Below are 14,868 nucleotides of genomic sequence, written 5' to 3'. Positions count from 1 at the left end.
AAGAAGGCAAGGGATTGCGTACCTTGTCAACCGTCTTGTATACGAAAACTATGAAATCGGATATTGACCCCCTCGAGCAGCGCAGCCGCTCGGACCAGATCGCGCAGACGCTGGAGGACCAGATCCTTACCGGCCGATTTGCTCCGGGCGCCCGACTGGACGAAGCCAGCCTGGCCGAAGAGCACAACGTCTCGCGCACACCAATTCGGGAGGCTTTTCATCGGCTTGCCCAGTCCGGGCTGGTGGTCCAGCAGCCACGCCGGGGGGTGTTTGTTCGCGTCAGCTCACCGGTTGAGATCCTTGAAATGTTCGAGGTCATGGCCGAGTTGGAAGCCGCTTGTGGCCGCCTCGCCGCCCGCCGGGCCACCGATGCGGACATCGCCGAGCTGCGACAGGCCGAGATCGAATGCCGCGCGGCCTGCGACGCTGGCGACATCGACCTGTACTATCTCAAGAACGGGATTTTCCATCATCTGCTCTATGCCCAGTCCGGAAACGGCTATCTGGAACAAGAGGCTTCGCGCCTGCATCGGCGGTTAAAACCCTATCGCCGGATGCAACTATTCCTGCGCGGGCGACTACAGCAATCCATGGACGAACACGCTGCCATCGTCGGAGCGATCAGCGCCGGAGACGCCACGCAGGCCGCTGCTCTTTTGCGCGATCACGTCGCGGTGCAGGGTGAAAAATTCCACCACGTGATGTCGCACCTGCCCAAGACCTGAGCGCAGTCGCCACAGCCCCTTCCCGCCTCTCTTAGCCGGCTTGCGGCAGATAGGCCTGAACATTCTTCAGACTGCGCAGCACGAAACTTGACCGCGAATGGCGGATGCCCGGCACCTTGTACAGTTTCTTGCGCAGAAACTCTTCATAGCCGCGCGTCCCCTTGACCGCGACCTTGATCAGGTAATCGTATTCCCCGGTGGTCAGGTTCACTTCCAGCACCTCGGGCATGTGCTGCATGGTGCGGCCAAAGATTTCCAGCGTCTCGTCGTCGTGCCGGTCCAGCACGATTTCGATCAGCACGATCTCGGAGGCCCCCAGCTTTTCCTGATCGAGGATCGCCCGATAGCCGGAAATCACCCCCTGCTTTTCCAACCGCCGCACCCGCTGCCAGCAGGGGCTGGGAGACAACCCGACCGCCTGCGCAAGCTGCGCGTTAGTGATCCGCCCATCCTCGGCCAGAGCCCTGAGAATCCTGCGGTCGGTCTGATCTAGGGTCGCGCTGTCCGGCATCAAATGAACCTTTCTGTCAAGTCACCTGTAAAAGCAGAATATTTCTCAAAAATGCGTAATGAAAGGATATAATGAAAAGTAATTCTGCTCGATGCCGCCTATCGTGTTGTCAATGACGGGAGGGTCGGAATGGACGTTCATTTTCACTGCTACAACCCTTTGAACACGGTCTGCCGGGCGATGGATATCGCGCGGCGTATGGGGATGGGATTCGATCAGCTGACGATGCGGCGCGAGGAAAACGACCTGTTCTCTGTTAGTCTGGTTCTCGAAACTGCCGAGCAGAAACTCTGCGACGCGTTCATTGCAAGGCTGCATCTGTGCGGCGATCTGATCAGGGAGATGCAGGATGCATGAAGAAATCCCCCCCCGGCTACACGTCCCTGAACCGGCCATTCGTGCCGGCGACACACCGGACTTTTCCCATGTCACCATTCCGCGCGCGGGCGTGGTGCGCCGCCCGGACCCGGACGCGAAACCCGAAGACATGCGCGATCTCGCCTTTTCGATCATCCGCGTTCTGAACCGGAACGGAGAGGCCGTCGGTCCCTGGGCCGGATCGCTATCGGACGAGGCGCTGAAAGACGGCTTGCGCCATATGATGACGCTGCGGGCCTATGACGCGCGGATGCTGACAGCGCAGCGGCAGGGCAAGACCTCGTTCTATATGCAGCATCTGGGCGAAGAGGCGATTTCCTGCGCTTTTCAAAAGGCGCTGCGCAAGGGCGACATGAACTTTCCCACCTATCGCCAAGCGGGCCTGTTGGTTGCCGCCGGCTATCCTCTGGTCAAGATGATGTGCCAGGTCTACTCGAACGAGGCCGACCCGGTGCGCGGGCGCCAACTGCCGGTGTTTTACAGCTCCAAGGAACACGGATTCTTTTCGATTTCGGGCAACCTCGCCACGCAATATGTGCAGGCCGTGGGTTGGGCCATGGCCGCAGCGATCAAGGGTGAGAACAAGCTCTCCGCAGCCTGGATCGGGGACGGCTCGACGGCGGAAAGCGACTTTCACGGCGCACTTGTCTTTGCCTCGACTTACAAACCGCCGGTGATCCTGAACATCGTCAACAACCAGTGGGCGATCTCGACCTTTCAGGGCATCGCACGGGGCGGTGCCGGCACATTCGCCGCCCGCGGCCACGGCTTTGGCCTGCCTGCGCTCAGGGTGGATGGCAACGATTACCTTGCCGTTCATGCCGCCGCCGCCTGGGCTGTGGAACGGGCGCGGCGCGATCTGGGCCCGACCCTGATCGAATATGTGACCTACCGCGCAGGGGGGCATTCCACCTCGGACGACCCGGCCGCCTATCGCCCCAAGGAAGAAGGCAAGTCCTGGCCGCTCGGTGATCCGATCCTGCGGCTCAAGGCGCACCTGATTCAGAAGGGGCTTTGGAGCGAGGAGCGCCACAGTCAAGCCGAGGCCGAGGTGACGGACTTTGTCATCGCCGCGCAGAAAGAGGCCGAGGCGATCGGCACGCTACATTCCGGCAACCGGCCCAGCCCGCGCGAAATTTTCGAGGATGTCTATGCCGAGATGCCGCCGCATCTAGTGCGGCAACGGCACGAGGTGGGGTACTGACATGGCACGTATGACAATGATCGAAGCCATCCGCGATGCCCATGCCGTCGCGATGGAGGCCGACCCCGATGTGGTGGTGATGGGCGAGGATGTCGGCTTTTTCGGCGGGGTGTTCCGCTGTACTGCGGGCTTGCAGAACCGGTTTGGCGTTCAGCGCTGTTTCGACACGCCGATTTCCGAGTTGGGGATTGTTGGCACCGCGGTCGGGATGGCCGCCTACGGGCTCAAACCCGTGGTCGAGATCCAGTTCGCCGACTACATGTACCCGGCCTATGACCAGATCGTCAGCGAGGCGGCGCGACTGCGCTATCGCTCGGCCGGAGAATTCACCTGCCCCATGGTGGTGCGGATGCCCACCGGCGGTGGCATCTTTGGCGCCCAGACTCACAGCCAAAGCCCCGAGGCCCTGTTCACCCATGTTGCGGGGCTGAAAACCGTGGTGCCGTCGAATCCGCGTGATGCCAAGGGCCTGTTGCTGGCCGCCATCGCGGACCCGGACCCGGTAATCTTTCTGGAGCCAAAGCGGCTCTATAACGGGCCATTTGATGGCCATTTCGACCGCCCGACGGAAAGCTGGAGCAAGCATGAACTGGGTGAGGTCGATCCCGGATACTATGAAATCCCGCTCGGCAAGGCGGTCACCCTGCGCGAAGGGGCGGCGGCGACGCTGCTGACCTATGGCGCGATGGTGCATGTTGCCCTCGCGGCGGTCGAGGAAAGCGGCGTCGATGTCGAGGTGATCGACCTGCGCACGCTTCTGCCGCTTGATCTGGAGGCGATCATCGCCTCGGTCACCAAGACGGGGCGCTGCATCGTCCTGCACGAAGCAACGCTGACCTCTGGCTTTGGCGCCGAGGTTGCCGCCTTGGTGCAGCAAGACTGTTTTTACAATCTCGAAGCGCCGGTGCTGCGCGTTGCGGGTTGGGACACCCCCTACCCCCATGCGCAGGAGTGGGATTATTTCCCAAGCCCTGATCGTGTGAAACGCGCAATTGCCAAGGTCATGGAGGGCTGAGACATGACAGAACACACGTTCAAACTGCCGGACATTGGTGAAGGCATCGCCGAAGCCGAACTCAGTGAATGGATGGTCAAGGTCGGTGATGTGATCCGCGAGGATGACGTGATCTGCGAAGTCACCACCGACAAGGCAACGGTCGAGATTCCCGCCGCCCTCAGTGGCAAGGTTGTCTGGCTTGGCGGTGAGGCGGGCGAAGTGCTGGCCATCGGCTGTGACCTGATCCGTATCGACAGCGACGAGGCGGTCCCGCTTCAGGATGCCGACAAACTGACATCAAGCAGCGCCCCGGCCCAGCCCAAAGCGGCCGCGGCCCCTGAACCGGCGCCAAAAGCTCAGGCAGAGGCTGCGTCGAAACCGTCGACCCCACGCCGGCCTGCGCCATCAGCTGCGCTGCCAATGGCCCGCAATGCCTCTGGCCGTCCGCTCGCTGCGCCTTCGGTGCGCGGCCGGGCGCGTGAACTGGGTATTGATTTGCGCCAGTTGCGCGGCACCGGCCCGGCCGGGCGTATCGTCCACGAAGATCTGGATGATTTTCTCGCCCATGGGCCGGATCTGCGTCAGGGCGGCGGCCTGAGCCGCCGCATGGGAACCGAGGAAAAGCGCGTCACCGGTGTACGTCGCAAGATTGCTGAGCGCATGGCCCAAGCGAAACAGCAGGTGCCGCATTTTTCGATCATCGAAGAGGTCGACGTCGAAGCGCTGGAAGAATTGCGCGCCAAGCTGAACACGAAGTTCGGCGAGGCGCGCGGGCGGCTTACGCTACTGCCCTTCCTGCTGCGCGCCTTGGCCGAGGGGGTGGTCGATCACCCCGAGATCAACGCTCATTACGACGACAAGGCCGGCGTGATTACCCGATTTGAGGCGCTGCACTGCGGCATCGCCACGCAAACTGACGGCGGGCTGATGGTTCCGGTCCTTCCCCATGCCGAGGCCCGCACGCTGTGGGATACCGCGCGCGAGATCAAGCGGCTCTCGGATGCGGCGCGCAACCGCCGGATCGGGCCGGAAAGCCTGTCAGGGTCGACCCTGACCGTGACGTCTCTGGGCCCGCTCGGGGCGCTGGCGACGACGCCGATCATCAACCAGCCCGAGGTTGCGATCATCGGCGTGAACAAGATGGCCGTGCGCCCGATGTGGGACGGAAAGACCTTTGTTCCGCGCCGGATGATGAACCTGTCGTGCAGTTTCGATCACCGGGTGGTCGATGGCTGGGTGGCGGCGGAATTCGTCGCCAAGCTCAAATCGCTGCTCGAAACCCCCGCAATGCTGTTCATGGAGTGGCGCGATGACTGAACTCAGATGCTCTCTGCTGGTAATCGGCGGCGGCCCCGGCGGCTATGTCTGCGCCTCGCGCGCGGCCCGGCTTGGGGTTGATACGATCCTCGTCGAAGGCAAGCGCGTCGGCGGCACCTGCCTGAACGTCGGGTGCATCCCGTCCAAAGCGCTGATCCATGCCGCGCACCTGTACCACAATGCCGTCCTGCAAGCAGGTGACGGGATGCAGGGCATCACCGTCGCGGCACCCTCGCTGGATTTCGCCAAGACGCAAGAGTGGTCGCAAAGCGTGGTCAACCGGCTTTGCACCGGCGTCAGCGGATTGCTGGAACGCAGCGGCGTCAAAACCGTGAACGGCTGGGCCCGGTTCCGCGATGGCAAGACCGTCGAAATCGACAGCGAGACCGGCCCAGTTCTGGTCCGGGCCGAAAATATCGTGATCGCAACCGGATCGCGGCCTGCCGAACTCCCCGGATTGCCCTTTGGCGGCAAGATTCTCGACTCGACTGCGGCCCTTGCCCTGTCTGAACCGCCGAAACGGCTGGCGGTGATCGGCGCAGGCTATATCGGGCTGGAACTCGGCACCGCATTTGCCAAACTCGGCAGCGAGGTGACTCTGATCGAAGCCGCCGACCGGATCCTGCTGCAATATGACGACAAGCTGACCCGGGGTGTGAAACGCCGCCTCGATGCGCTGGGGATCGAATTGAAGCTCGCCACCCGGGTGACGGGGTGGGACAACGCGACCGGCACGCTCACGCTTGATGCGGAGAACGGGGGCGAAACGCTGGAGGCGGACGCTGTTTTGGTGACCGTAGGTCGGGCGCCCAGCACCGATGGCCTTGGACTTGGAGAGTTGAGCCTGCGCCACAACGGGGCCTTCATCGAGGTGGATGATCGCTGCGGCACGTCGATGCGTGGCGTTTACGCGATCGGCGACGTGACGCCGGGCCCGATGCTGGCCCATCGCGCCATGGCGCAGGGTGAAATCGTCGCCGATGTAGTCGCGGGGCATCCCAATGCATGGGACAAGGCCTGTGTGCCCGCCGTCTGCTTCACCGATCCCGAAATCGTGACCGCCGGGTTGCTGCCCTCCGAGGTGCCCGAAGGCATCGCCACGAAGGTCAGCGAATTCGCGTTCCGGGCCAATGGCCGGGCTATGACATTGGGCGACACCGAGGGCTTTGTGCGCATCGTTGCGCGCGAAACCGACCATGTTATCCTTGGCATTCAGGCCACCGGCCCCGGCGTGTCCGAACTGGTGTCCGGCTTTGCGCTGGCGATCGAATCCGGGTTGCGCGCCGAAGATCTGGCCGGGACAATCCACGCCCACCCAACCCTCAGCGAGGCCGTACAAGAAGCCGCCCTGACGATTGCCAGCATGGCCAATCACGGCTAACCCACCCAAACTGGGGCAATGCTGCCCTTGGTAAACGAATATTCTGAACGGGCGATAAGAATCACCGTCTTGAGGCTCGCCGCTCCCCGATGCATGACAGGTCAGGCATGGGGAAATCCCTCAAGGCGAAGGAGTGCAGATGATTGATTGGCAGGCTCGCGCAGCGGCGCTTTATGATGGCGGTTTCCGCCCGATGTTCATTGACGGAAACTGGTGCGAAGCCCGCTCCGGTGAGGTGATCGAAGCCCGCAACCCGGCTGACGGGTCGCTGCTGGCGACGGTTCCTAAGGGCGACGCCGCCGACATCGACGCGGCGGTTGCAGCCGCGCGCAAGGCGTTTGAGGGTCCGTGGTCGAAATTCACCCCGTTTGAACGGCAGGCGCTGCTTTTGCGGATCGCCGACCAGTTCGAGGCCGAATGGGAAACGCTGTGCCTGTCCGATACGCTCGACATGGGAATGCCGATCCAGCGCACGCTCGCCAACAGCCGCCGGGTGCTGGGGATGCTGCGGTTCTATGCCGGTCAAGCGGTCACGATCCACGGGGAAACCATCCCCAATTCCTTCCCCGGCGAAATCTATTCCTCGACCGTGCGCGAACCGATTGGCGTCGTCGGCGCCATCATTCCTTGGAATGCCCCGATCGCCGGATCGATCTGGAAAATCGCGCCGGCCATCGCGACCGGCTGCACAGTGGTTCTGAAACCCTCGGAAGAAGCCTCGCTCACCGTTCTGCTGATCGCCCGTCTCATGCGCGAGGCCGGGCTGCCCGACGGTGTTCTCAACATCGTGACCGGCTATGGTGCCGATGCCGGGGCCGCATTGGCCGCACATCCGGGTGTCGACAAGATCGTGTTCACCGGCTCGACCGCGACCGGTCAGGCCATCGCCCGCGCCGCGACCGGCAACCTCAAGCGAGTTTCGCTGGAACTGGGTGGGAAATCACCCGTGATCGTCTGCCGTGACGCCGACATTGAAAAGGCCGTTCCGGTCGCCGCGATGGCGGTGTTCGCCAATTCCGGTCAGATCTGCATCGCCGGGTCGCGTCTGTTTGTTGCGCGTGAAATCCACGATGAATTCGTGCGCCGCGTTGCCGACTTTGCCAGCAAGCTCAAGATCGGCCATGGCATCGCAGGTGACACTGACATAGGTCCGATCATCTCGGCTCGACAGGCCGAGCGAATCTCGAGTTACCTCTCCGTGGGTCCGAGCGAGGGCGCCGAGGTGCTGACCGGCGGCGGCCGGGTTGAGGGAGAGGCCTTTCAAGGCGGTCACTTTATCCACCCGACCGTCTTTGGCGGCGTGACCGACAACATGACCGTCGCGCGTGAAGAAATCTTCGGCCCGGTGATCTCGGCGCTGCCGTTTGACAGCATCGACGAAGTGGTCGAACGCGCCAATGCCACCCCCTATGGTCTGGCGGCGGGGGTGTTTTCAACCCACCTCGGCACGGCGCACAAGCTGGCGCATCGGATCAAGGCGGGTTCTGTCTGGGTCAACATGTACCATGCCATCGACCCGGCGGTGCCCTTTGGCGGCGTCAAGATGTCGGGCTATGGCCGCGAGGGCGGCACCGAGCACATGGAAGAATACCTCGACACCAAGGCGATCTGGATCAACGCCGACTAAGATCGGAACCGGCTGCGGCAGTCAACATCCCTGCCGCAGCTCGGTCCGGATCAGCTCGATAAGCTGTTCCGAGTAGTTGTGATGCACGTATCCGCGCGCCGTGATGATCCCGACCGAGCGCTCTGCGCCGGGGTCGATCAGCGGAACGACCCGCAATTCCGCCGTCGGCAGCATCGGAATCGCAATGAAGGGCACCACCGCCACACCAAGCCCGGCCGCCGCCAGCGCGATGGCCGTATAGGCATACTGCACCTCGTATTGGACATTCATCGATACGCCGGTTTCGGCAACGATCTTGTTGATCAGGCCGCGCGCGGCGGTTTGCGCGTCGAGCAGGATCAGGGGAAATCCAGCAATATCGGACAGCGAGACCTGCTCGACCCCCTCGTCGTAGTCCGCCGGGAGACAGACCGCAAAACGATCCTGCAAGATCGGTTCAAAATGAAATTCCGACATATTGGGCACTTCCGGCCCGATATAAAGCTCGATCTGCTGTTCCTGCAACATGACCATTGCGCTTGTCGGCGGGGTTTCCTTCACATCCACCACAGAGCGTGGATATCGCAGCTTGAACGTTGTGAGGATGTTGCCCAGACGCGTTGCCGCCAAGGTTGGGGCGCAGCCGATGCTGACATGGCTGCGCCGATGTTCGGCGACCTCGGACAGGCGGTCCAGCCCCGCCTGCACATCCGCCATCGCTTTACTCACCTGCTCGAAAAGCAGCGTGCCCGCCGGAGTCAGGTTGGCTGACTGCGGCGTGCGCACGAACAGGCTCATCCCCACCTGTTCCTCCAGATCACGGATCTGCATCGACACGGCAGAGGGCGAGCGATTGCTTTCCTCTGCCGCGCGGCGAAAGCTGCCATGCTCTGCCGCCAGCAGAAAGGTCTGCAACAGCTTGAGATTGACATTGTTCACGCTCATGACGGACTTGGGCCTCCTGCTGACGCCGCGCGGTTTTGTACTGGCGCGCGGTATGCGCCTGACCCGATGTCAGTGAACGGCAGCGAACATGATCTTTTCTTCCGAGGCCTGAGACACGATCATCTCTTCGACAATCCGGCCGCGTTTAGCAACAAGGATTCGATCCGAAACCGCCATGATCTCCGGCAGGTAGGACGATATCACGATCACCGCGAGCCCCTGATCCGCCAAATCCTGAATGAGTTGGTGGATTTCGACAATCGCCCCAACATCCACCCCGCGCGTCGGCTCATCGAAAATGATCAACTTGGGTGCCTGGATCAGCGACTTGGCGATCACCACTTTTTGCTGGTTGCCGCCCGAAAGCTCGATCATCCGCGCCTTGTCCGAAATCGACTTGAGATGCAGTTTCTCGCCCCATTCCTTCGCCAGTTCCGGCACCCGCCGCATGGTGACGGGGGTGATCGGATTGCTGCCCTTGGAAAGTTCGCTCAGCAAAAGGTTCTCTCCGACCGTCATGGTCTCGAAGAACCCGTCATGCTTGCGATCCTCGGTGACATAAACGATGCCATCGCGCATCGCCGGACGCGGCACGCGGTAGCGCACCGGTTTGCCATTGAGACGGACCTCGCCCCCGTGCATGAAATCGCGTTTCATCACGCCGGAGACGATCTTGGCCATCTCGGTGCGCCCGGCGCCCACAAGACCAAATATGCCGGTGACCTGTCCGCCAAAGACCGAAAAGGAAGAATTCCGCACCATCCCGGCGCTGGACAGGTTTTCGACACTCAACACCTTTTCGCCATAGGGTCGCGGTTCGCGTGTCGCCGTGCCGTGCAGCGTCTCGGTCAGATTGCGCCCGACCATCGCCTGAACCACGGATTCGCGGGTGAACTCCTTTGCCGGGCCGGAGGCGACCAAGGTGCCATCGCGCAGGACGGTGATGCGGTCGGACACCTCCAGCGCCTCTTCCAGCGCATGACTGATAAAGATGATCGCCACATCCTGCGCCTTCAGCCGATCGAGCAGGGAGAAGAAATGTCGCTTTTCCTCGGGGGTCAGCGTTGCCGTCGGTTCATCAAAGATGATGACGCGCGCGTTGTGATGCACCGCGCGGGCGATCTCGACCATTTGCTTCTGTGCGGCGCCCAGGGTCGAAACCTGCGCTGTCGGATCGACCTGAAACCCCATACTGACCAGGAACTGGCGCGCATCAATGTACAATCCACGCAAACGGTTGAACATCTTTTCGTCGCCCAGATAGATATTCTGCGCCACCGTCATCGCCGGAACGAGGTTGGTTTCCTGAAACACCATGGCAACGCCATTGTGCAGTGCCTCGGAGGGCGAGGCGAAATTCACCTCGGTCCCGTCAAACAGCATCTTGCCGTCATTCAACCGATAGACGCCTGCCATCACCTTGGTCAGCGTCGATTTTCCGGCTCCGTTTTCCCCCAGAAGCGCGTGAATCTCGCCCTTGCGCAGGGTGAAATTCACGTCATGGAACGCCGCCACCCCGCCAAAGGACTTGGTGGCATTTTGCATTTCAATGATGTTTTGCATCTCTCAACCCTCCCGTGCCACGTCGGCCAGCCGCAGGAGTCGCCCTGCACCCTTTGACGCCACATACAGTTCGTCACCCCGTTCGCAGACCGAAACGCAGCCATGCATCACGCCATCCGCCCGCGAATGGAAACTGCGCAGCGGACGCATCTGCGGATCGCACTGCACCACCAACCCATAAGACCGGGTCACGGCATAGGGTTTCATGACGCCCATCTGTTTCAACTGGCTGCCCTGCATCGGTTCCCGGAACGACAGGCCCGACGCTAGAGCCGGGGCCATCCAGTACGGCTCGGGAACCTCTGCCAGCATCCGTTGGCGATAGTCGTCCTCGCGCAGGATGAATTCGACCAGCTGATTGCGCACCGAATAGAAGCTGAGCCAGAACCCCGCATTTACGGCCGGGGCAATCCGCGCCGGATAGGCCGGCAGGTGTTCGAGAACAGGCGTGCTTGTGCCAGTGGCCAGATCGACCGTGATCACCCGGTGTCGCCAGCTTTCCGCCACCCAGATCCGCTGTGATCCGGTCAGGGCAATGCCCGATGCCCAGGCCAGATCACCAAGGATGCGCGTCGCGTTTCCAGTCTCAAGGTCGAGCCGCCACAGGCTGCCACGGCGACCCTTTTCCATCAGGTCGCGCCGCCAGTTCGCGGCGCTGTTGCGATCAGAGCCCTCGGTCGCCAAAACGGTATTGCTGTCCAGGAACGCCAGCGATGTTGGATAGACCGGTCCGGTTTCGCCTGCTCCGCCAAAGCAGCGGCCATCATGCGGCCCGCCCCGGATCACGACGCCCTGCCCTTCGATTCCAAGGGCCAGCATGCCCTTGCCCCCGGCCATGGCCGAAATCGGGGCGTCAAAACGCGCCTCCTCCTCTGCCGTGGCCTCGCCCCAGCGCAGCCGGAGTAAGGTATTTCCCGAGGAACAGAACAACCCTTTTTCAGCCGCGACCAGATTATCAACGTTGTTGATCTCGGCAAAGACCTCGGCGTTGTCCAAGGCGGCATTCGGCATCAGCGGTCCATCGAGGATCGGCACGGTGATCGCGGCCTCGCCACGCCCCAGACGACGGTCAATGAAACGTCGGATCGCAGTCATTCCGGTTTCCTCCAATAGCTGTCCAACCCGCACCAGGTCTGATCGGCATCGGGCAGCTTGAGCGTGCCCATGCGATTGTTGAAAATACCGCAGAGATACAGCGTGCCCTTGTGTTCGCGCATCGAGGTGATCATCGGGTGCTTCTGCCCGCCCAGATCCCATAGGCTTTCCAGGATCTCGCCCTTTTCGTTGAACTTGAGCACACAGCCGGTGTTCAGGTTCGGCATCAGCCACGCATCTTCCGAGACCCGCCGCGCCATCCGGCGGCGGAACGCGGGCATTTCCAGCGACAGGTCAAGCGCGGGTGTGCGCGAGCCCATCAAGGCCAGCCAATAGGTTCCGTCAGACGCGCGGTTGATGTTGTCGGGATACCCCGGCAGACCTTCGATGACCCGCTCGACCGTGCCCGCCTTCGGCCCCGCATAGTAATAGCGGCTGATCCGGCAGGCCCAGCTTTCGGCAAAGAGCACCGACTCCCCGTCGTATGAGGTACAGACCCCATTGGGGAAGATCAGATTGTTCTTAAGTGTCTTTGTCGTCCCGGTCTTGGGATCGAAACAGATCAACCGCCCGTTGCCCCGGCTTTCCAGCGCATCGGCATACCAGTCGTGCATCTCGAACCGCACGGTCGCCTCGGAAAAGATGATCCGCCCATCGGGAAGAATATCGCAATCATCCGCCAGCTTCATCACCGAGTCATCGGCAACCGAGGTCCAGCTTCGGTTGGTCTCACCAGTCTGCAGGCTGACCTTTCCCTCCGGTGTGATCTGATACAGCCCCATGCCGCCGACACAGACCGACATGTTGCCTGCTGCGTCGAACACCATCCCCATCGGCGCCCCGCCGATATGGGCAAAGACTTCGTGCCGGGTATAGTCGGGCGGGAACCAGCGCAGGATATCGCCATGGCGACTGCCGGTGTAAAGGTTGTCGTCGCGGTCAAAGATCACGTCTTCGGCGCCATCCATGGTCCCCAGTCCGATAACGCCCACTTCGCGCAACCGGTCGTTCGGTTCCATCGGGCCGTCATCGGTCGAGATCGCCGGCGGCATCTTGTTATAGGTCGGTGAGATATAGACAGCGCGCAGCAGTTTGTGCCGGTTCTTGACCCAACGCACATCCAGAAACACGGCAACCACCAGGATCAGCCCCAGCAGCAGCGAATTGACCGGGCCGGGAATGCCAAGCGCCAGCAGTGAATTCGACAGCATGAGCACAAACAGCGTGCCCATCAGCGCCTTGGACACCGATCCGCGCCCACCGCCCAGCGAAATGCCGCCAAGCACCGTCGCCGTCAGCGCCTGCAACTCCAGACCGGCTCCAATGTCCGACGCGGCTGACCCGATACGGGCAGAGAACAGAAAGGCTGCCAAGGCCACGAAGGCGGAACAGGCGACATAGGCGGAAAACACGGTCCACCGCACGTTGATGCCCGCGTTATGCGCCGATCGTCGCGCCCCGCCCACAGCCATGAGCCGCCATCCATAACGCCCGCGCGACAGCACGATATGCAGCGCGATGGACACAAGCGCCATCAGCAGGAACGAAACCGGCAACCCCCAGATCAGCCCGATCCCGAGAAATTCGAACACCGGGGACTCCGGGTAATTCATCACGATATCGGTGGAAATCTTTGGGAAGACGATGTCAAAGATCGACCGATAGATAATCAGCGTAACCAGCGTGGTCAGAAAGGCCCGCATCCGCAGGATGCCGACCAGAAACCCATTGATCGCGCCGCAGGCCACGCCGACGCCCAGCGTCGCAACAAGGCCGGTGCCAAGGCTCGCGCCTTGCACGTTCATCATATAAAGCGCCGTGGTCACGGTCAGCGCAAAGGTGGAACCGACCGAAAGGTCGATCCCACCCGAGATCATCACAATGGACAATCCCAACACGACAAGCCCCAGCTCCGCCACCTGAGCGGACAGAATGGACATGGTGCTAAACTCGAAAAACCGGGGCACGATGGACCCGAAGATCGCGACGATCAGCACCAGCGCAAAGAACGGGATCGCGCTATCGGCCCATTTCTTGTTCAGGATTTCGCCCATGACATGATCGGGCAACAGCCGATAGCGCCACCGGACGATGGATTGAGAGAGGCTCATCTGTAGGTGTCCTTACTTCAGCTGATCAATGGTCCAGCAGTTCCGGCCCGTCGCGTTGTTTGCGTCAACGCGGGTGATCGGCCCGAAAAACACGGTCTTTTCTGATCCGGCCGGGCGTTCGGGGTGTTGCAGGAACTCTGAAATCTGCTGTGCCGCGATCTCTGCCTGAATCGGGGCGTTGAAGTTGTACACAACGTCCAACATGCCTTTTTCGATGCTGTCACAGGCGGTCATCGCACCGGCCCCATTGGTCACAATGGTTACCTGATCCTGCTTGCCCGCAGCCACGACAGCAGCCCCGGCCCCCACTTCCGCGTTGTCCCAGATGCCCATGATCCCGCACAGGTCGGGGTGTTGTTGCAACACCGTCTCAGTGATCTGGCGCGCCTTTTCGCTGTCGTAATCGGCAGGCTGATCGGACACCAGTTCCAGCTCCGGGTTCTCGGCCAGGATCTGGTCAAGCCCTTCGCGCATATAGATGTTGGCGGCACCGGTCTGGACGCCTGCAAGCCAGACGATCTTTTTCGACGGGGCCCCCTCTGCAAGGCAGGTTTTGGCCAGTTCGCCCGCTTCCAGACGGCCCATCTCGATCCAGTCATTGCCGACATAGCTATCAGTCTGGGTGATTGACTGCATGTTGATCTGCAGAATCTTGATGCCGGCCTGCTGCGCCTGTTTCAGCGCGCGGGCATAGGTCTGCACATCGGGGTTCTGCACGATCAGAACATCCGGCTTGTCGCCAATGGCGCCTTGCAAGGCGCGGATCCCGGCCGCGGTATCCATGTTCGGGTCCCGCACTTGAAAGTCGAACCCGTAGCGAGCGGCGTGGCGCTCCCAGACAGCGGTCCATGCCTGATTGAGGTCCATCCCCTGCGACAGCGGGATGAAGATGACCCGCTTGCCCTTGAGCGCTTCGAGATAGGTCGCACGACCGACCTGTTCGATCTCTTTTGCTGCCGCAGGAACGGTCAATACCGTTGTCGCGATCAGCGCGGCGACTGCCACTTTCTTGAACATCATGATTTGGTTTCCTCC

At 61.6% G+C, this 14,868-nt stretch carries 13 protein-coding genes; 7 read left to right on the top strand and 6 right to left on the bottom strand.

The genetic code is table 11. From position 1 onward, the window contains the following. The first annotated feature begins 50 nt into the window (after positions 1–50). On the top strand, positions 51–725 hold the full coding sequence (locus E1B25_RS17420; protein WP_132830875.1) for a GntR family transcriptional regulator: 675 nt from the start codon (positions 51–53) through the stop codon (positions 723–725). Between the two features lie 31 nt (positions 726–756). Here E1B25_RS17420 and E1B25_RS17415 read toward each other — a convergent pair whose 3' ends face one another. After that, positions 757–1,236 (bottom strand): Lrp/AsnC family transcriptional regulator, encoded by a 480-nt coding sequence (locus tag E1B25_RS17415; protein ID WP_132830874.1) that lies wholly within the window; start codon positions 1,234–1,236, stop codon positions 757–759. Positions 1,237–1,365: 129 nt separating this feature from the next. Here E1B25_RS17415 and E1B25_RS17410 point away from each other — a divergent pair, with 129 nt between their 5' ends. The 6 genes from E1B25_RS17410 (at position 1,366) to E1B25_RS17385 (ending at position 8,140) form a co-directional block, all read left to right on the top strand. Further along, positions 1,366–1,593, top strand: a complete 228-nt coding sequence (locus tag E1B25_RS17410) for a hypothetical protein (RefSeq protein WP_132830873.1) — start codon at positions 1,366–1,368, stop codon at positions 1,591–1,593. After that, positions 1,586–2,818 carry a 3-methyl-2-oxobutanoate dehydrogenase (2-methylpropanoyl-transferring) subunit alpha gene (locus E1B25_RS17405; RefSeq protein ID WP_132830872.1) on the top strand — a complete coding sequence of 411 codons (1,233 nt, stop codon included), beginning with the start codon at positions 1,586–1,588 and terminating at the stop codon, positions 2,816–2,818. Before E1B25_RS17410 ends, E1B25_RS17405 begins: the two co-directional genes overlap by 8 nt. 1 nt (position 2,819) lies before the next feature. Further along, positions 2,820–3,833, top strand: coding sequence for an alpha-ketoacid dehydrogenase subunit beta (locus E1B25_RS17400; protein ID WP_132830871.1), 1,014 nt, complete (start codon positions 2,820–2,822; stop codon positions 3,831–3,833). A 3-nt stretch (positions 3,834–3,836) separates the two neighbouring features. Beyond that, positions 3,837–5,132 carry a dihydrolipoamide acetyltransferase family protein gene (locus E1B25_RS17395; protein WP_132830870.1) on the top strand — a complete coding sequence of 432 codons (1,296 nt, stop codon included), beginning with the start codon at positions 3,837–3,839 and terminating at the stop codon, positions 5,130–5,132. Then, a complete protein-coding gene (gene lpdA / locus E1B25_RS17390) occupies positions 5,125–6,513 on the top strand; it encodes a dihydrolipoyl dehydrogenase (protein ID WP_132830868.1) in 1,389 nt (462 codons plus the stop codon). Before E1B25_RS17395 ends, lpdA begins: the two co-directional genes overlap by 8 nt. 139 nt (positions 6,514–6,652) lie before the next feature. Beyond that, on the top strand, positions 6,653–8,140 hold the full coding sequence (locus E1B25_RS17385) for an aldehyde dehydrogenase family protein (RefSeq protein ID WP_132830866.1): 1,488 nt from the start codon (positions 6,653–6,655) through the stop codon (positions 8,138–8,140). Positions 8,141–8,161: 21 nt separating this feature from the next. Here E1B25_RS17385 and E1B25_RS17380 read toward each other — a convergent pair whose 3' ends face one another. From E1B25_RS17380 to E1B25_RS17360, 5 genes are all read right to left on the bottom strand, one after another. Beyond that, positions 8,162–9,064, bottom strand: a complete 903-nt coding sequence (locus E1B25_RS17380; protein WP_206338580.1) for a LysR family transcriptional regulator — start codon at positions 9,062–9,064, stop codon at positions 8,162–8,164. A gap of 69 nt (positions 9,065–9,133) precedes the next feature. Beyond that, entirely contained in the window at positions 9,134–10,627 is a 1,494-nt protein-coding gene (locus E1B25_RS17375; RefSeq protein ID WP_132830864.1) for a sugar ABC transporter ATP-binding protein, read from the bottom strand. Positions 10,628–10,630: 3 nt separating this feature from the next. Further along, positions 10,631–11,722, bottom strand: a complete 1,092-nt coding sequence (locus E1B25_RS17370) for an NHL repeat-containing protein (RefSeq protein WP_132830862.1) — start codon at positions 11,720–11,722, stop codon at positions 10,631–10,633. Further along, positions 11,719–13,833 (bottom strand): ABC transporter permease, encoded by a 2,115-nt coding sequence (locus E1B25_RS17365; RefSeq protein ID WP_132830860.1) that lies wholly within the window; start codon positions 13,831–13,833, stop codon positions 11,719–11,721. The genes E1B25_RS17370 and E1B25_RS17365 overlap by 4 nt, the downstream gene beginning before the upstream one ends. Before the next feature lie 12 nt (positions 13,834–13,845). Next, complete coding sequence (locus tag E1B25_RS17360; protein WP_132830858.1) at positions 13,846–14,853, bottom strand: sugar ABC transporter substrate-binding protein; 1,008 nt, start codon at positions 14,851–14,853, stop codon at positions 13,846–13,848. Positions 14,854–14,868 lie beyond the last annotated feature (15 nt).

The organism is Antarcticimicrobium sediminis (genome assembly GCF_004348975.1).
GTDB lineage: Bacteria > Pseudomonadota > Alphaproteobacteria > Rhodobacterales > Rhodobacteraceae > Antarcticimicrobium > Antarcticimicrobium sediminis.
Note: the sequence above shows the minus strand (reverse complement) of the source record. Positions and strands in the feature narration are given on the sequence as shown.